Below are 17,477 nucleotides of genomic sequence, written 5' to 3' on the forward strand. Positions count from 1 at the left end.
TGTCGTCGCGTCTCGCCAAAGTAAGTTCAGTGCGGCTGGAGCAGCCGGTCCAGTGAGAAGTCGTACTGCCTGAGCTGAGGGTTCAACACTTTCGAAAACCGGGTGAAGTCAATTTCACTCCAATTGACTCCGACTATGAATTGCAGATATCTGTCGACATTTTCCGGGGTGAGCAAACCCATGTTGGAATGGATGGACGCGCCGAGGTCATCCGCGAAATCCTGGCCGTGATGGTAGTCGTACATCAACACCAGACTCCATGCGCCCTGCATGAAATGCCCGCCGAAAGAGCCGATCAGTTTGCCATCCTTGATGTACTCCAGCGCCGATGGACTCCAATCAATGCCGGCGATCAGGAGATTCTCGCCGGGTTTATAGCCGAGGCTTTGCGCGCCCCGCAGGGCGCCGACCGCGATAGAGTCGTTGGCGGCCCAGACCACGCGGGTGCGGGGATAGCGCTTCAACAGGCCGACGACCTGCTTGTACGCCAGATCTTCATCCCAGCGAGCGGACACCAGCTGTTGCAATTCCACCTCCGGACGCTCTGAGAGTGCGCGATGTAGTCCCATTTCCCGTTCGATGGCGGCGTTGTCCGTGGGCGTGCCGCCAATGGCCAGAATGGGCAGCACCTGTCCGCCGCGCAATAACTCGCGGGAGGAAGCGGAAGCGAACAACATGTTGGCGAGCGCGTAACCCGCGTTTTCATCGTTGGGCAGCATTTGCCCTACCCATTGTTTGAATCGCTCCCGGGGGTGTCCGTAACGCCGCTCCTGCTCTACGTTGAGGCCGGAGTTAAAGATGAAGGAGCGTACTTTGGCTTCTTCCGCCAGGGCCAATAGCTCTGGGGCGTTGCCCTTGAAATTCTTGTACATGATGAAGTCTGGCGGATCGCTGGCCAAAATGTGTTTGATCTGCTGACGCATGAGCAACCGGTCGTGATTGGCGCTGAATACATCCAGGCGGATATTCAGGTCTTCCGCGGCGGCCCGGGCGAAACGGATCACTTCGGACCAGAATGTATCGTCGCTGTTCTGTGGGTTGAAAAACACCACATGCATCGCCGGCGGTATGGATGGCGCTGGGGCGGCGTGGGCCAATGGCGACGCCAACAGCCAAAAGAGCAGCCAAAGCACGCCTTTGCAGGACAACTTAAATAGCATCGTTTCCGGCCGGACCAAGTTAGAATTCATTCACTCAGTGTAGCCGTAAATCCGGGTATGCGCTTTCAGCGTGGAGAAGGGCTCCAGGGGGAGCGCAGCGACGACGGCGCGCCGCTGCAACGACGATCAAAGGGGGCGAAATTTAGTCCGCGCGACCCATAAAACGTTTTTCCGCCGTGTGTATTTTTACGCGTTCGCCTTGCTCCAGATATTCAGGAACCTGAATCGTCAGACCGGTGACGAATTTGGCGGGCTTGGTGCGGGCGCTGGCGGAGGCCGCTTTCATGGCGGGAGTGGTTTCGATCACTTCCATTTCCACTGTTTGCGGCAGTTCCAGCGCAAGAACCTGACCATCCACCATCAGCACTTGCAGTCCCTGGGTTTCTTCGGTCAGGAACAGCAGCTGGTCTTCGATGTCATTCTTTTTCAGCATGTATTGGGAGAAGTCTTCATTGTCCATGAAAACATAGTCGTCGCCGTCGATATAGGAGAAAGCGACCTGACGTCGCTCCAGCTGAGTGGTGCTCAGCATGTCGTCGCCTTTGAAGCTTTCTTCATATTTGAGACCGGTGCGCACATTGCTGAAGCGCATTTTGTACAGGGTGGCGGCGCCTCTGGCGCTGGGGCTGTGCACTTCGATGTCTTTAACAATCAGCAGCTGCCCGTTTAAATCAACGACTTCGCCTTTTTTAATTTCGCTGGCCCGCGGCATAGGGGTGTCTCCGGAAAAAATGGTTGCGCGCATTTTATGGCATCAGTAGTCTTAAGAAAACTATAGCGATAGCGACGACGGCCTTTTCCCGGCAAGTCATACCTCCTACTACGCATAACGGATTGGCTTTCCCTTCAATGACCACGATTTTAGGCATTTCCGCTTATTACCATGACGCTGCCGCGACCTTAGTTAGGGATGGCGAGATTCTCGCCGCCGCCCAGGAAGAGCGCTTCACCCGTAAGAAACATGATGCGGGTTTTCCCCGCCACGCCATTGAGTACGTCCTTAACGCAGGCGGTGTTGTCCTGGATGACGTGGACACCGTGGTTTTCTACGATAAGCCGCTGTTGAAATTCGAACGGCTGCTGGAAACCTATCTGGCGTACGCGCCGAGAGGATTTCGCTCATTCGCCACGGCGATGCCGGTCTGGCTTAAGGATAAGCTGTTTCTGAAAAGTGAGTTGAAGAAGGCGTTGCGGGGATTGTTGCGCGACGCCAAAGCTACGCTTCCGCGGTTGCTGTTTGCGGAGCACCATCAGTCTCATGCGGCTTCCGCTTTTTATCCCAGTCCGTTTGAGAACGCCGCTGTCCTGTGTCTGGACGGCGTAGGCGAATGGGCGACCAGCTCCGTGTGGGTGGGCGAGGGCGCCGCACTGCGGCCTTTATGGGATATCGAGTTCCCACACTCACTAGGTTTGCTGTATTCCGCTTTCACTTATTTTTGCGGCTTCAAGGTCAATGCCGGCGAGTACAAGCTGATGGGGCTGGCCCCTTATGGCGAGCCCAGATATGTCGATGTAATCATGCAACACCTGATCGACGTTAAACCAGACGGCACCTTTCGTCTGCATTTACGCTATTTTGACTTCATGACAGGTCTGCGTATGACCAACCAGCGATTTGCTGAGCTGTTCGGTTTGCCCCGTCGCGAGCCGGAAGCGCCATTGACGCAGGCGTACATGGATCTGGCGCGCTCGGTGCAGGCGGTGACGGAGGAAATCGTACTGCGCCTCGGACGTACGATCGCCGAGGAAACGGGGCAGCGCCATTTATGTCTGGCCGGGGGAGTCGCCCTCAACTGTGTAGCCAATGGTCGACTGTTACGGGAAGGCCCCTTTGACGATATCTGGATTCAGCCAGCGTCTGGCGACGCCGGTGGGTCTCTCGGCGCGGCCTTGTTGGCCTGGCACCATTATCAGGGCGAGCCGCGGGAGCGTCCGCTCCCACCCGAACAACTGGACGCTATGCAGGGCGCCTATTTAGGTCCGCAATACAGCGATGAAAACATCCAGGGATATTTAACTGAGGCCGGCGCGTCGTTTACCGTGCTGGAGGATGAAGCCCTGTACGCAGGCGTTGCCGCTGACCTGGCCGATGGTCAGGTAGTGGGCTGGTTTCAGGGACGCATGGAATTCGGGCCCCGCGCTCTGGGCGCGCGCTCCATTTTGGGAAATCCGATGGATTCGGCCATGCAGACCAAAATGAACCTCAAGATCAAGTTCCGTGAATCCTTCCGCCCCTTTGCGCCGGCGGTGGCGGCGGAGCATTGCAGCGATTATTTCGACTTGGACAAACCCAGCCCCTATATGCTGCTGGTGGCGGATGTTCAGGAACAGTGGCGTAAATCCGCCGAGCCGGGCCTTGAGGGGCTGGAACGTCTGCGGCAGATTCGCTCAGATTTGCCCGCCATCACCCATGTTGATTATTCGGCGAGGGTGCAGACGGTGCATCAGGAAACTAATCCTGAGTTCCATCGTCTAATAAAAGAATTTGCGAAGCTTAGCGGTCATCCGGTGCTGATCAATACCTCCTTTAACGTGCGGGGCGAGCCGCCGGTATGTTCGCCGGACGATGCATTTCGATGTTTTATGGCCACGGAGATGGATGTTCTGGTATTGGGACGATGCGTGCTGCGCAAGACTGAGCAACCAGAGTCGTTGGTTAATAAAGACTGGTCACGGGAGTTTGAACTTGACTGAATCATTGCATCAAAACTTCGCTTCCGCGCCGGAAGGAGAGCTGAGAAAGTTCGGCTTCATGATGGCCGCCTTCCTGATACTGGTGTTTGGGTTATTTTTACCCTGGGTGTTTGCATTGAGCCCGCCAATATGGCCTTACCCGGTTGCCGGCGTATTCGCTGGGCTGGCGCTTATCAAGCCCGGACTGCTACGTCAGCCTTACGTTCTATGGATGCGTTTCGCGTTAAGGCTGGGCAAGATAAACGGCGCTATCATTCTGGGCGCTATCTTCGTTTTACTGGTGGCGCCGCTGGGCTGGGCGCTGCGGCTTACGCATAAGTTGCAACTGCAGAAAAGCGTTGATTCGCAGGCGACCACGTATCGAACTTTACGTAACGAACCTATTACCCCTGAGTCCATGGAGCAACCTTTCTAATGTGGGAGTTTATCAAAGATCTTTGGGCGTTTATGCGGCAGAGGAAAAAAGTGTGGCTGTTTCCGCTGGTGCTGACGCTGGTGATGCTAGGCGGCCTGATTGTCTTTACTCAGGGCTCTGCGGTGGCTCCGTTCATTTATACGCTGTTTTAATGGCGTCGCTCACAGAAAAACGGCCTCATGGAAGGCCGTTTTTTTAAGCGGTCAACTTTCCTTCCTGATAGTCCTTCACTGCGGCGAGGATTTCGTCGTGGGTGTTCATGACGAAAGGTCCATAATGCGCCACCGGTTCATGTAGGGCTTCTCCTGCGAGCAGTAGAAAGTCGGCTCCGCCTTTGTCCGTACTCAGTTGCAGTCGGTCGCCTTCGCCCAGAATGCCGAGTTGGCCTGGCTGTAACGCAGAGCCTGCGTGGACGCGGCCGTTGTAAACATAAATCGCCGCCTGCTGATCCGGCTCCAGGGGCAAATCCAGTTTACCGTTGGGCAACAGGGAAATGTCGAGCAGCCCGGCGGATTGCGCTAAACGATTTAATGGCGAGGTGCTGAAATTATCCTGAATGCGCCAGGAACCGGCGATGACTCTAATCTCTCCGCAGCTCAAAATGATGGAAGGCAGCTCTTCCGGCTGCGCGTCGCGCCACTCCGGCGGTTTCATTTTCTGGGTGCGTGGCAGATTGATCCAGATCTGAAAACCATGCATGCGCGCGGCTTCCGGAATCGGCATTTCCGAGTGAATGACGCCTTTGCCAGCGGACATCCACTGCGCGCCGCCGCTTTTGATCGCGCCCTGGTTGCCCATATGGTCGCGGTGTTCGAATCCACCTTCTTTCATGTAGGTGAGGGTTTCCAGGCCACGGTGGGGATGTTCGGGAAATCCGGCGATAAAGTCGTCCCGTTCGTCCGAACGGATTTCGTCGATCATTAAGAAAGGTTCCAGATCGGTAGCGGAAAATCCTGCGATCCGGGAAATCCTGACTCCCGCGCCGTCGGTCGCCGGGCTGGCGTTGATGATGCGCTTGAGTTCTCGTACAGCCATGGTGGTGTCCTCCCACTCCATTGCATGATTTGCATATCCTGCAAGCAGTCTTCTCATTGTTGCATTATGCATCGTAAAATTCGAAAATAAATTGCAATTATTCGTGTCTAAATTTCGATAAATTAGAATTCATGCCTAAATCAACGCTGGAACAATGGCGCATGTTGCATGCAGTGGTGACTCACGGCGGTTTCGCCCAGGCGGCGGAGATGGTGCACAAAAGCCAGTCTACGGTGCATCACGCTGTGCACAAGCTGGAGGAAATGCTGGGCGTGCAGATTCTGCAGGTGCAGGGACGCAAGGCGACCCTGACCGAGGCGGGTAAATTACTGTTGAGGCGTTCGGAAAACCTGTTGCAGCAGGCGGAACAGCTAGAGTCTGTGGCTTCCGGGCTGGCGCAGGGCATTGAGGCGCACATCCAGATCGCGGTGGAGATTATCTACCCCCAGGAAGCTTTGTACTGCGCTTTGGCGGAATTTTCTGAGCAATACCCCAATACTCGCATCGAAATTATCGAAACCGTGCTGTCAGGCGCTGAAGACCTGCTCAAGCAGGGCGTCTGCGATCTGGTCGTTACACCTTTTGTGCCCCAGGGATTTATCGGCGATCTGATCACTAACATTCCGTTCACCCCCGTCGCTAATCCTGAGCATCCGCTACACCAGCTCAATCGCACTTTGAATAAAGACGATCTGGCCCGGCATCGGCAGATTGTCATTCGCGATTCCGGCAGCGTGCGCCGCAATTCCGGGTGGCTGGGCGCTGAACAGCGCTGGACGGTGACGCACATGAGCACTTCGGTGAATATGGTGAAGCGCGGACTTGGCTTCACCTGGCTGCCGGTGTCCTGGGTGGATGCGGATATTCAAAGCGGCGCTTTGAAGGCGCTGCCGCTGCAGGAAGGCGGCGATAGAGACGTCCCGCTGTATCTGGTCTATGGCGATATGGACAGGCAAGGCCCCGCCACGCTTTATCTGGGAAATCAGCTATTGCGACGGGGACGTGAATGGACCAGATTTCCTGAATAGCCCTCTGGGCGCAGCGCCCTGAGTAAATCGAGAACAATCAATAAGTTGGCGACATTATGAGTTTAAACGACCTGACCCCGCAGCCTTTATGGCGCTTTTTCCAGCTCCTGTGCGATACCCCCAGGCCTTCCAAACAAGAGCAGTTGCTCAAATCCCGTATTAGAGACGCCCTGGCTGATTATGAACTGGAAATCATTGAGGATCAGGTCGGCAATCTGATCATCCGCAAACCTGCGACGCCCGGCTATGAAGACGCTCCTGGCGTGGTCATGCAAAGCCATCTGGATATGGTGCCGCAGAAAAACGAAGGTTCCCCTCACGATTTCAGCAAGGACCCGATTCAACCCTACATCGATGGCGACTGGGTGCGCGCCCGCGGCACGACGCTGGGCGCGGATAACGGCATTGGTGTGGCGGCTATCCTGTCCGTTCTGACGTCCAAAGACATGGTCCACGGCCCGCTGGAAGGCTTACTGACTGTGGATGAAGAAGCAGGAATGAGCGGCGCCAAAGGATTGCAGGGCGGCGTATTACAGGGCTCTTTACTGCTGAACCTGGACACTGAAGAAGAAAACGAATTATACATCGGCTGCGCCGGCGGCGTTGATATTGGCGGGCGTTTCACTTATCAGGCGGAGCCTCGGGACGACCGCCGACAATACTGGCGCATTGCGCTGAAAGGGCTGCGCGGAGGTCATTCAGGGCTGGATATCCACTCGGGGCGCGGCAATGCGTTGAAGCTGGTGAATCGCGCCCTGGATCAGATACGTAAACAGTTTCCCGCGATGCGGGTGGCCTCGTTGACCGGCGGCACCCTGCGCAACGCCATTCCGCGTGAGGCCTTCGCCGTAGTGGCGGCGCCTGCTGAGCAAGGCGAGGCGATCGCCCGGCGCATCAGTGAACTGCAGCAGTTGTTCATGCAGGAACTGAAGTCCGTTGAGCCGCACTTACATCTCACCATCAGTGAAACTGATCCCGCTGATTTGTTGCCGGAAGATATCGTGGACCGCCTGCAGCGTGTGATTTTCGCCTGTCCCCATGGCGTGTTCCGAATGAGCGCGGACTTCCCCGGCGTGACGGAAACCTCCAACAACCTGGCGCGAGTGGTGATGGATCAGGGGCACATCGAAGTACACTGCCTGGCGCGCAGTCTGGTGGACTCTTTGCGTGACGACGCGGCGCAATCCCTGGCGAGCGTTTTTGAACTGGCGGGCGCGGAAACCTCTGTGGGTAACTCTTACCCGGGATGGGCGCCGGACAAGAACTCTCGTTTGCTGGAGAACCTGACCCGTCTGCATGAGAAGGTTGTGGGCGTTGTCCCCAAAATCCAGGTGATCCATGCCGGTCTGGAGTGCGGTATTTTGGGCGCTAATTATCCCCACTGGGACATGATTTCTTTCGGGCCGACCATTCGCGGCGCGCATTCGCCGGATGAGGCGGTGCATGCGCCAAGCGTGGCGAATTTCTGGAAGTTTCTGGAAGCGGCGCTGGCGCATCTGGCCAAACCCGCCTGAAACAGGCATTGAGCTGGCGGGCGCCTTTACGGGCTCCCAGCGCTAACGTCACCTCACCGGTTTCGTTGGCGCCGGTTGCGTTGTCAGTCAGCTGGGCTCTTCTTCCGGCTCCACTTCCACCAGATCCAACAGATTGATGGCGATCTTGATAAAGTCGCCTCCCGTTAAAATACCTACCACATGGCCGTTTTCCACCACTGGCAGACAGCCGTACTTTTTAGTCTGCAAAAACTCCGCTGCTTTACGGATGGGCGTATCCAGGCTGGCGGTGGCGACTTTTGTGCGCATTACCTGGGTGACGGGAATTTCGGATTCATGGGCCTCCATTAACTCTGGAGGCATGTCATACACGGAGGAGTCCATGGCGGCGAAGACGTCGCGCTGGGTGACGAGCCCCTCCAATTTATGCTTAGCGTTGACGACCGGAATATGGCGAATGCCTTGTTCCTGCATCATTTTGCGCGCATCAGCGAGACTGTTCTCGGTGCACAGTGTATGCACGGGATGGCTCATTACATCTTTCATCAGGATCATGCTTACCTCCAATTGCGTAAGCTTTAAGGTAATGGAACCGGCGTCGGAATGGCTTGATGCGAGTCAAACCCGCCGTTACCCGGGGCCTGGCGATATTTCGGCGTCATTCCAGGAAGTATAGCCAGCCTGGGCGTGTAGAGCTTTGCAGCGTTGACGCTGTTACACAGACAACCCCTAGTGTATGCTTCGGCTCGCTTTTGGGACAGCCCAATCATTGCCTAAAGTTTGCCTCACATGCTAAGGGGGGAGTTCTAAGCTCCGTCCGTGTTTAGGATTACCATAAATCTAATTGCACGCCGTCGCCGGAGGCTGCATCCGGCGGATTATCCGCGCTGGGGTCGTTCGGCGCGGGCTCGCCCCAGATTCGGCGGGCGAGCCCGGACATCCGCTGGGTGGGACGTTTGATGGACTTGATTAACAGGTGACGCGGCCCCCACACGCTGATCCGTTTCTTGGCGCGAGTGACCCCCGTGTATAACAACTCCCGCGTCAGCACCGGTTGATCGGTTTCAGGCAGCGCCACCACACAATGGTCAAACTCAGATCCCTGACTTTTGTGTATCGTCATGGCGTAAACCGTTTCATGAGCGGGCAGGCGGTATAAGGGGATACTGCGCAGAGGACCGTCCGCATCCGGAAACCAGGCCCGGAGCTGGCCAGACGCCGCATCGCGCCAGATCAGTCCCACATCGCCGTTGAACAAGCCCAGACTATAGTCGTTACGGGTCACCATGATGGGACGACCGTGATAGTGCAGTTGGTAGCGCGGAGCCAGACCTTTGCGCTGCAGCGCGGCCTCCACCCACTGATTGATTTCCTGCACGCCGCCACGGCCTTCTTTGACTGCGCAGAGAATGCGGAAGCGATTCATGGCTTCCAATGCGGCTTTCACAGAACTGGCTTTAAAGTAAGGTTCATAGGCGCTGGCGGCGCTCTGCTGGATGATCGACTGTAATTGCGAGGGCGGTAGATTTTCCCAGTCCGCATCCTCAAACTCCGGCTGTTTGAATACTTGCAGAGCGGCTTCCGGGTCTCCTGCATTTATCGCCTGCGCCAAGCGGCCGATGCCGCTGCGGGCGTGAAAACGATGACTCACTTCCAGACGGATGACGCAGTCCGCCACAGGCGCGGCTTCTTTGTCCGCCGGGTAGGGCGGCGTCAGGCCAAGCTGGCGCAGATACTCCGCCATACCTGAACTGACGCCAGAGACGCTTCGTTGCGAGCAGATATCGCCAATGACGCTGCCGGCCTCCACGGAGGCGAGCTGTTCGCTGTCGCCCAACAACATCAGGCGGGCATGGGGAGGCAGCGCTTCCACGGTGCGCAGCATCATCGCCAGATCCACCATCGATACTTCGTCTATCAATAACAAATCCACAGGAAGCGGATGACCAGCGTGGTGAACGAAGCCTTTGCCGTCTCCGCGGACTTTGAGCAGACGATGCAGAGTGTAAGCGGTGTCGGGAATCCGCTCTGGATGCGGCAGGCTGTCCGCCAGTTGCGCCTTGGCGTTGCGGATGGACTCCATCAGACGCGCAGCCGCTTTGCCGGTCGGCGCCGCGAGCGCAATGCGCGGAGGCGGGTCGGACAGTTCTCCCAACATACCCAACAGCTTGGCGACAGTGGTGGTTTTTCCCGTGCCGGGGCCGCCGACAATGGCGGTGAAGCTCTGGCGACAGGCCACGGCCGCTGCAATCGCCTGACGATCCTCCGCGACGACGGAGGGAAAGAAGCGCAGCAACGCCTGACGCACCTGTTCGGGCGGGAATGCGGTGTGATTGGCGATGCGTTGTTGCAGTAATCCGGCGAGCTGGCGTTCATATTCGAAATAGCGGGCCAGATAGAAACAGTGGCGACCGTCCAGTACGCTGGGGCTGACCGGGCCGGCCTCGCCGACCTCCGTATCCGCCTGGGTCAGGCCGCTGGCGAGTAACGCTTCGCGCCATAATTTGAGTGAGGGGGCGATAAAGGCGCGTATGTCTTCTTCCGCCGACTCCGGCCACAACGAGCGGCCGGCGTATTGCGACAGGTCCAGACAGGTGTGGCCGTTGGCCAGGGCGTTGGATGTCAGCGCCACTGTCAGCGCCAGTAGCTCTCGTTGCTCTTCAGTCGCCGACATCGCCATTTCGGCGAACTGTTGGCCTAGATAATAGTCCAGCGGGCGCAGCAGATTGCTTTGGCGAGCGGCGTCGATGAGATGGGCGATGCTCATGCCGGCTCTCCCTGTAAGATTTCTGCGAAGGCGACGACAGCATCGTAAGAGGGGCGGTCGAAATACACCCCTAACTCAGGCTGCTGCTGGCTGTGCATCCCCCGTAAAAACAAATAGTAAACGCCGCCAAAATGGGCTTCGTAATCATATTCGGGCAAGCTGCGCTGTAAGTAGCGATGCAGCGCCAGCGTGTAAATCAGGTATTGCAAGTCATAGCGATGGGCGAGTATCTCATTGCGTAGGTTGTCCTGCGCATAACTCTCCCGCGTTTCGCCCAGCCAACTGCCCTTGTAGTCGACAATATAAAAGCGCCCTTCATGCTGAAAGGTCAGGTCGATGAAACCATGCATCAAGCCTTCATTGGCGGCGACGTTCAAATTTACCGGCGTTTCCGATCCGGAGTAGTTCGCCAGGAATTGCGCCAGACGGGTTTGCTGTATCAGCGTCACAGGAAACAAAAACTCCATTTCCACCTGCATGTCGGCCTTGTCGAGTTGCGACAGCGAGAAGGGCGCAACGCCGTTCCGCCGCAGAGGCGTATTCACCACCTGCCATACTTGCTCCGCCACGCAGGGAACCCATTCTTCGCCAAAACCATGCTGCTGCAGGCTGTGGCTGGCGAGTTCATGCAGAATGTCGGGACTTTCCACCTGGAACGGCATATTTTCCAGAATATGGTGAAAACACTGTCCAGCCCAGGCGCCTTTGGGAAACTGGAATATATCGTCGACGTCCGGCTGCAGACGGGGCTGGACGTCCTGGGTCGGCTCCGCCTCATCCAAAGGTTCTTCGCTATGACGACCGCCGCCCCCGGCGGCCAGTTGCGAATAGCTGGATAAACGCCAGTTCTGCTCCACCAGCCGCTGGGCGGGGCGGGCCCGCCATTGTCCAGCGCCTGCCCCGGCGTCATGGCGATGGTGGATCGGGTCCGGCGCCGGACTCCAGCAAAAGTCCGTTTGCGCCGCAAGGCGGGTCAAAGGCTCCGCCAGTTGAGCATCGTCCAGAGGTTTGAGGGACGCCAGCCAGTCGGTCAAATTGTCTGTTGCGCCGCCATAGAGCAACCAGGTCATGGCGGCGTACTGGAACTCATTGACCGCTCCCCAGGCCCAGACGCACAATTGTTTGGCCCGGGTCAGCGCGACGTAGAGCAGGCGAAGGTCCTCCGCCAGGCGTTCCCGCTCCGCCTGCTCCTGCAGCCGGTCGCCGCCGCTGAGATCCAGCACCAAACGGTGTTCCCGCTCCGGGTCGTGACACATCAGGTAATTGTCTTTGCCGCTGCGTCCAAAAGACAGGAACGGCAGAAACACCAGGGGATACTCCAGTCCTTTGGAACTGTGTATGGTGACGATTTTCACCAGCGCTTCGTCGCTTTCCAGACGCAACTGATGCTCGTCGCCGCGTCCGTCGGCCTGCTCCAGTTGCCCCTGGTACCAGGCCAGCAGGCGCTCTGGTGTGGGGTAATCGCGCCCCGCCTGCTGTAAGAGTTCCGCTAATTGCAGCAGGTTAGTGAGGCGGCGTTCGCCATCCGGCAGGCCCAGCAGTCTGGCGGCCACACTAAAAGTCTGCAGCCACTTCTGAAACATGGGCATGAAGCCGGTATCCTGCCATTCTTCCCGTAGCTGATGCAGCGACGTCAGCATGCCTTCCCAGCGCTGCTCGTCCCGCGCCAGGGTTTCCAGTTCCGCAGCAGTCCAGCCCCAGCTCAGAGTCACCAGCGCAGCGCGCAGGCGTCGTTCGTCATTGGGCTCCAGTAACGCGCGCAGCAGGCGTAACAAGTCGGTGGCTTCTTCACTCTGATAGACGCTTTCCCGAGTTAGAAACACGCTGCTGACGCCGACGGCGGAAAGCTTCTCCGACATGATGCGGGCCTGATTGTTGTCCCGCACCAGAACAGCGATGTCGCCAGCGCTAACCGGTCGCTCGCCCAGACGAGCCCGGCCGCTTTCTCCCAGGTTGAGCCAGTTGGCGATCTCACTGGCGGTGATTTGCGCCAGGTGCGGTCGCGCCTGCTCTTTGCTGACAGGCTTGCCGCTGGCCTCGCGCTCCAGCAGCCAGGCCTGCAATGGTGTGACTGGAGCGCCGTCCAATGTCAGCGTGGATGCGTCAGCGGCGCCAGCGGCCTGTACCGGGATGAACTCAATGTCGCCGGCGAAAAGGAACGGATTGGCGCATTGCCCGAACAGTTCGTTAACCGCCGCCACCAGCTCCTTACGCGAGCGCCAGTTGGTGTCCATGGTGTAGCGATTAGCCTGGGGCGTGCGCTGTTTGGCTTGCAGGTAGGCGTAAATATCCGCGCCCCGAAAGCTGTAAATGGCCTGTTTGGGGTCGCCGATCATGAACAGCGTGGCGTTGTTGTCGGCGGCGTCATAGAGAGAAGAGAAGATGCGATACTGGGACGGGTCAGTATCCTGAAACTCATCAATCAGGGCGACGGGATAACGGCGTTGCAGCGCCTGCCGCAACTGTGGCCCGGTGGCGGCTTGGAGGGCGTCCTTCAAGCTGCCGATCAGATCATCGAAGCCAAGAATTTCCGCCTGGGTTTTCAGGCGTTGCAGCACTTCTTTGAAAGTCGTTAGCGTAGCGCCCACCAGCCAGGCGTCCAGCTGCGCCTGTTGGCTCAGGAACTGGTCCAGGGAGACGAAGAAGGCGTGCTGCGGCGCGCCAAGTCCTTTATCCGCCGCTTTTTTGAGAATGGCGGCGTCGAGCGTGGTTTGGCTGAACAGGGCAGCGGCGGGCGGCAGCGTCATCTGCTCCTCCGTGCGGCTCCATATGGTGAGGCTGAGAACGGCATCGTTCAGCTTATCTTCCCGATAGGTTTTCTCTGCGCGCCCAAGAATTTTGTTATCCGCTGCGTCCCGCACCGCTGCACTGAGGACGTCTCCCTGATTGCGCCATTGGGCTTTGAGTTCGGCGGCCAGATTACTGAGCCTGTCAGGATCGACTTCGGAATGAATCAGCTCCAGATCGCTTTGGGCGAGATAGCTGCGCAGCCCGTTCAGCATTTCCGCAGGCTCGCCCCACTTGGCCTGCGCCAGCTCCGCCAGCAGTCGGTCCGTGTAAAACAGTTTACGCCAAGTGTCTTCCGCCGCCTGTTGCAGCAAGGGCCCCAGGTCTTCCTGCAGGCGCAGATCAAACAGCAAACCGCTTTCGAACGCATTATCCTGCAGGGCGCGCTGGCAGAAACCGTGAATGGTGAAAATAGACGCCTCGTCCATATTCAGCAGCGCCTGCTGCAGCAGAGCGAGAGCATCCTCGTTGCGCTCTGGATGGCGCCAGGGGGCAAGCCATTCCGGGATTTCCGCTTCCGCATGCGCCTGTAAGGTCTGCATGACCTCGCGTATCCGCAGGCGAATACGGGTGCGCAGTTCTTCCGTGGCGGCGCGGGTGAAAGTAACAACCAGGATTTGCCTGACGTCGAGCTGGCGCTCCAGCAGAAGACGCAGATACAAGGTGGTGATGGTGTAGGTTTTCCCCGTACCGGCGCTGGCTTCGATGAGCTGTACGCCCTGCAATGGGATGGCGATTGGGTCCAGCGGCCTCATGCGGGCGCCTCCCAGTGTTCCAGCGCGGGCTCCCAGACGCTTTCCGCCAGCGCCACGAAGCGTTCATTTAAGGTTTCCGCCTCAAAACGCCACACTAAAAAGTGATGCGCATCCGCCAGTTCGCCGGGCAGCCATTCGCTGCCCAGCCAGCAGTTCTGGGCGGCGTTAATGGGTTCGCTGCGGCTGCGCGGATTGTTTTTGGTTTCCACATATTTCAAAGAGGTCTTGGGGAAGAAGCGCACCGGTTCGTTCTCACTTTGGGACAACAGCTCCATGAGCTCCGCCAGTCGTTTTCTGGCCTGGTCCTGGGCGACAGGGCGGTAGTGTCCAACGCCTTGATTGCAGACCAGAAAGCTGGGACGGGCCAGCGCGTCGGCAGTGACGCCGCATAACGCCAGATGCTCCAGCCATAGCAGCAGCATGCGGGATGCGCTGCAGGAGGCGGTGGTCAGGTGCAGCAGGCCACGCGGGCCAATGCCCGCCACCGCGCCGCGCAATGGCAGACCCAATTTCTCCGGGGTAATTTCAATGCGGTCTTTGCCATACAGCTCACGGGCCTGTTCGCGCAGGGCTCCCAATTGCTGTCGCGTCTGCTTGCGACTGATGGCGCCGACGGCGCCGCCAGGCAGCAGTCCCTTGGCTTCCAGATAGCTTTCCGCTTCCTCCTCCGTCGCTGTGTTCATCAGCTCTTGCAGCCATAACTCTTTCACCTGGAAACCGTGCAGGCCCGCCAGATCGAAAGGCTCCCTGTCCTGAGTCAGGTCGCCAGCGTCCAGCAATATATTGAGCCGTTGCTGTACGAAATACCGGGTTGGGTTGCGCAGAAAGCGCCGCAGGCTATCCAGCTCCACTGGCTGGTCTGTGGCGAAGGGTTCGCGCTCCCGAGACGGCAGCGCTTCAGGACAGAAAGCCTGAAAATCCTGCTTGCTATGGCGGCCGTGTAAGGCTGGCAACCATTCCGACTGGTAACTGAAATGAGCGCCTTCGGCGGTGAAGTAGTGAGGGCTGAACGGCTGGAGCGGATGCTCTGTGAGGATGCGCTGCATCGCCTCCACGCCGCCTTGTTCCTGTATGGCGTCCAATAATTCGCTGAGAATGACGGATGGGGCACACTCACTGTTGTCGCGGATGCTGCGTCCGACATAGCTCAGATAAAACACGTCACGGGCGGCCAGCAACGCCTCCAGAAACAGAAAGCGGTCCTCCTCGCGGCGGGCGCGGTCGCCCTTGCGTGGGAAAGCGGCGATCAGGTCGAAGCCGGGCTGTGTCTGGCGGCGCGGAAACTGATCGTGATTCAGTCCCAGCACAGCTACAACCCGGAAGGGAATACTGCGCATGGGCACCATAGCGCAGAAGGTCACCGCCCCGGTAAGGAAACTCTGACGGCGTAGCGGGCTGTCCAGACGTCGGCGTAAGTCCTGTTTCACCACCGCCAGCGGCAAGGGCTGCTCGAAGCCTGCTGTCTGGGTCTCCTGGAGCCATTCCTGCACCGCCTCGCGGGCGACCTGCAGGGCCTGTTCTTCATCCCGATCTGGATCGAACAAGTCATTCATCCAGCTGTGTATGAGGTCCGCCCATTGCTGGGGCGTCTGACCGCGGGCGATTTGAGCGCGCCAGCGCGCCAGGGTGTCGATCAGTTGCGACAGCGCGCCCAGACTGTCCGCATCGCCGCCCTGGATATGAGGGTAAGGCGCTACGTCCTGGTACATCTGCATTGCATCGGGCAGAGCGAAGCCCAGGAGCAGGCGTTTGATGCCGGCCTTCCAGCTGAACTGATCGGCGCAGTCGACGCCATACGCCTGTTGCGACTCCGCATCCAGTCCCCAGCGAATGGACGCCTCCTGCAACCATTGGCGCAGGCGCGATAACAACTCTTCATCCAGCCCGAAGCGGCGACCCACAGCAGGAATTTCCAGCAGGCCGAGCACTTCCGAGGCGGTGAAGCGGCCGGGCAGCAGATCGAACAACTGCAATACCGACTGCACCAGATTAAAGTCGCTGTAGCGGCTCAGGTCAGCGAGGGACCAGGGAATCCTGCGCGGCCCTATCTGCGCGCCGAAGACGGCCTCGACCAAAGGCGCATACTGGCCGATATCCGGCGTCATCACCACGATATCCCGAGGGGATAGGCTGTGATCCTTCTGCAGCAGATCCATCAACTGATCGTACAGCACCTCGACTTCGCGCAAGGCGCTGTGGCACTGATGCACTTGTAAGGAGCGGTCGTCCGCCGAGCGTTCAGGCCAAGCGTCCTGACGCAGGTTGAAAACGTCCGCCTGCAGATGTTGCAACCAGGTTTGCGGCTGCGGCGGAGCAACGTAACAGTCGGCCTCCGTAACGGACACGTCCTGCAGCACATCGAGGTAGTCCCGCAGCGGTTTACCCCAGGAGGCCAACAGGCGATGGCCTTCATCGTACAGGCCTGACACTTCTGCGCCGTCGCGGGTGCGAATGCGGCTGATGTCCTTGCGGGAAGCGATGTCGCCCCAGTAATGCTCTGTGGGGTTCCACTGATACATATGCACTTCTATGTGACGCGCCGCGTTTTGCAGCACGTCCAGATAAGCCGGCGCCATATAGGGAACGCCAAAAACGAACAGACGTGGGGGCAGCTGATCCACATGCTGCGGCAACTGCCCGGCCAACTCCTGCAACACGCGGGCCCGGTGCGGCGAGTCGCTGTCGCGGGTCAGGCCGCGCCATAACTCAATCTGCCAGGCGTGTTCGCTGCCGCTGGCTTCGGTTGGCAGGCCTTGCTCCCACTCTGATAGCCAGTCCGGGCGATACATCAAATAGTGATCGAAGACATCGGCGATGCGCTGGCTAAGCTGGTAATTGCGCAGCAGGTCTGGAGACTTGCGGTCGGGACCGGTGTGAAGATAGCGATGCAGGGCGTCGAATTCGCCGCTGTCCGGTAATGTCGGCGCGAGCTGCATGAGCCGCCAGGTCAGGATGGATTTATCAAAGGGGTGCCGTTCCGGCAAGTCGTTCCGACACAGCCGCGCCAGCCGCCAGATCAACTGCGCCGGCAGTTGAAACTCCAGGTTGGCGGCCACGCCGTTGATCTCCGCCAATTGCTGGCTCAACCAGCGGCTCATACCCTGGCTTTGTACGATCAGTATGTCGCTTTGCAATGGGTTGGCTTTGGGGCGTGCGAGGGCGTCGGCGAGCAAGGCGAGCAGCTGTTCCTGACGGTTGCTGTAGTAGATTTTCAGCATGAAGGAGGCGTAAACGATGACCGTGAAATTGTGTGTGAGCTATTTATCATTTTCGCTAGGAGTATAAGGAAATCCAAGGATGGCTGCATGGATAAATCATTTTCCTGGTCAATCGGTCAAACCCG

12 protein-coding genes are annotated in these 17,477 nt (G+C 58.3%); 5 read left to right on the forward strand and 7 right to left on the reverse strand.

All coding sequences use genetic code 11. The annotated features are described in order from the left end of the window. Positions 1-26 precede the first annotated feature (26 nt). Both AC2IBB_RS02845 and efpL read right to left on the reverse strand, forming a co-directional pair. Positions 27-1,160: an ABC transporter substrate-binding protein gene (locus tag AC2IBB_RS02845; protein WP_486331400.1), complete on the reverse strand. Its 1,134-nt coding sequence runs from the start codon at positions 1,158-1,160 to the stop codon at positions 27-29. A gap of 142 nt (positions 1,161-1,302) precedes the next feature. After that, a complete protein-coding gene (gene efpL, locus AC2IBB_RS02850; RefSeq protein ID WP_486331401.1) occupies positions 1,303-1,872 on the reverse strand; it encodes an elongation factor P-like protein EfpL in 570 nt (189 codons plus the stop codon). A 137-nt stretch (positions 1,873-2,009) separates the two neighbouring features. Here efpL and AC2IBB_RS02855 point away from each other — a divergent pair, with 137 nt between their 5' ends. Genes AC2IBB_RS02855 through AC2IBB_RS02865 form a run of 3 tightly spaced genes read left to right on the forward strand, consistent with a single transcriptional unit; the run spans position 2,010 to position 4,421 of the window. Further along, positions 2,010-3,854 (forward strand): carbamoyltransferase family protein, encoded by a 1,845-nt coding sequence (locus AC2IBB_RS02855; protein ID WP_486331402.1) that lies wholly within the window; start codon positions 2,010-2,012, stop codon positions 3,852-3,854. Further along, complete coding sequence (locus tag AC2IBB_RS02860) at positions 3,847-4,269, forward strand: SxtJ family membrane protein (RefSeq protein ID WP_486331403.1); 423 nt, start codon at positions 3,847-3,849, stop codon at positions 4,267-4,269. Before AC2IBB_RS02855 ends, AC2IBB_RS02860 begins: the two co-directional genes overlap by 8 nt. Next, on the forward strand, positions 4,269-4,421 hold the full coding sequence (locus AC2IBB_RS02865) for a DUF5989 family protein (protein WP_486331404.1): 153 nt from the start codon (positions 4,269-4,271) through the stop codon (positions 4,419-4,421). The genes AC2IBB_RS02860 and AC2IBB_RS02865 overlap by 1 nt, the downstream gene beginning before the upstream one ends. A gap of 43 nt (positions 4,422-4,464) precedes the next feature. Here the strand turns inward: AC2IBB_RS02865 and AC2IBB_RS02870 are convergent, their stop codons facing one another. Then, entirely contained in the window at positions 4,465-5,304 is an 840-nt protein-coding gene (locus AC2IBB_RS02870) for a pirin family protein (RefSeq protein ID WP_486331405.1), read from the reverse strand. Between the two features lie 131 nt (positions 5,305-5,435). Here AC2IBB_RS02870 and AC2IBB_RS02875 point away from each other — a divergent pair, with 131 nt between their 5' ends. Both AC2IBB_RS02875 and AC2IBB_RS02880 read left to right on the forward strand, forming a co-directional pair. Continuing rightward, positions 5,436-6,332: a LysR family transcriptional regulator gene (locus AC2IBB_RS02875; protein ID WP_486331406.1), complete on the forward strand. Its 897-nt coding sequence runs from the start codon at positions 5,436-5,438 to the stop codon at positions 6,330-6,332. 56 nt (positions 6,333-6,388) lie between these two features. Next, positions 6,389-7,846 (forward strand): aminoacyl-histidine dipeptidase, encoded by a 1,458-nt coding sequence (locus AC2IBB_RS02880; protein WP_486331407.1) that lies wholly within the window; start codon positions 6,389-6,391, stop codon positions 7,844-7,846. Positions 7,847-7,933: 87 nt separating this feature from the next. Here AC2IBB_RS02880 and AC2IBB_RS02885 read toward each other — a convergent pair whose 3' ends face one another. The 4 genes from AC2IBB_RS02885 to recC all read right to left on the reverse strand — a co-directional run bounded on the left by AC2IBB_RS02885 (position 7,934) and on the right by recC (position 17,352). Next, on the reverse strand, positions 7,934-8,380 hold the full coding sequence (locus tag AC2IBB_RS02885) for a CBS domain-containing protein (RefSeq protein WP_486331408.1): 447 nt from the start codon (positions 8,378-8,380) through the stop codon (positions 7,934-7,936). 274 nt (positions 8,381-8,654) lie between these two features. Further along, positions 8,655-10,592 (reverse strand): exodeoxyribonuclease V subunit alpha, encoded by a 1,938-nt coding sequence (gene recD / locus AC2IBB_RS02890; RefSeq protein WP_486331409.1) that lies wholly within the window; start codon positions 10,590-10,592, stop codon positions 8,655-8,657. Continuing rightward, on the reverse strand, positions 10,589-14,134 hold the full coding sequence (recB, locus tag AC2IBB_RS02895) for an exodeoxyribonuclease V subunit beta (protein ID WP_486331410.1): 3,546 nt from the start codon (positions 14,132-14,134) through the stop codon (positions 10,589-10,591). The genes recD and recB overlap by 4 nt, the downstream gene beginning before the upstream one ends. After that, positions 14,131-17,352, reverse strand: a complete 3,222-nt coding sequence (gene recC, locus AC2IBB_RS02900) for an exodeoxyribonuclease V subunit gamma (RefSeq protein WP_486331411.1) — start codon at positions 17,350-17,352, stop codon at positions 14,131-14,133. The genes recB and recC overlap by 4 nt, the downstream gene beginning before the upstream one ends. Positions 17,353-17,477 lie beyond the last annotated feature (125 nt).

The sequence above is a fragment of the Hahella sp. NS-SX17 genome (assembly GCF_057367735.1).

Coding starts and splice junctions, on each gene's coding strand:
- AC2IBB_RS02865 (WP_486331404.1), top strand. CDS start 4,269: ATGTGGGAGTTTATCAAAGATCTTTGGGCGTTTATGCGGCAGAGGAAA.
- efpL (WP_486331401.1), bottom strand. CDS start 1,872: ATGCCGCGGGCCAGCGAAATTAAAAAAGGCGAAGTCGTTGATTTAAAC.
- AC2IBB_RS02845 (WP_486331400.1), bottom strand. CDS start 1,160: ATGCTATTTAAGTTGTCCTGCAAAGGCGTGCTTTGGCTGCTCTTTTGG.
- AC2IBB_RS02870 (WP_486331405.1), bottom strand. CDS start 5,304: ATGGCTGTACGAGAACTCAAGCGCATCATCAACGCCAGCCCGGCGACC.
- AC2IBB_RS02880 (WP_486331407.1), top strand. CDS start 6,389: ATGAGTTTAAACGACCTGACCCCGCAGCCTTTATGGCGCTTTTTCCAG.
- recB (WP_486331410.1), bottom strand. CDS start 14,134: ATGAGGCCGCTGGACCCAATCGCCATCCCATTGCAGGGCGTACAGCTC.
- recC (WP_486331411.1), bottom strand. CDS start 17,352: ATGCTGAAAATCTACTACAGCAACCGTCAGGAACAGCTGCTCGCCTTG.
- AC2IBB_RS02875 (WP_486331406.1), top strand. CDS start 5,436: ATGCCTAAATCAACGCTGGAACAATGGCGCATGTTGCATGCAGTGGTG.
- recD (WP_486331409.1), bottom strand. CDS start 10,592: ATGAGCATCGCCCATCTCATCGACGCCGCTCGCCAAAGCAATCTGCTG.
- AC2IBB_RS02855 (WP_486331402.1), top strand. CDS start 2,010: ATGACCACGATTTTAGGCATTTCCGCTTATTACCATGACGCTGCCGCG.
- AC2IBB_RS02885 (WP_486331408.1), bottom strand. CDS start 8,380: ATGATCCTGATGAAAGATGTAATGAGCCATCCCGTGCATACACTGTGC.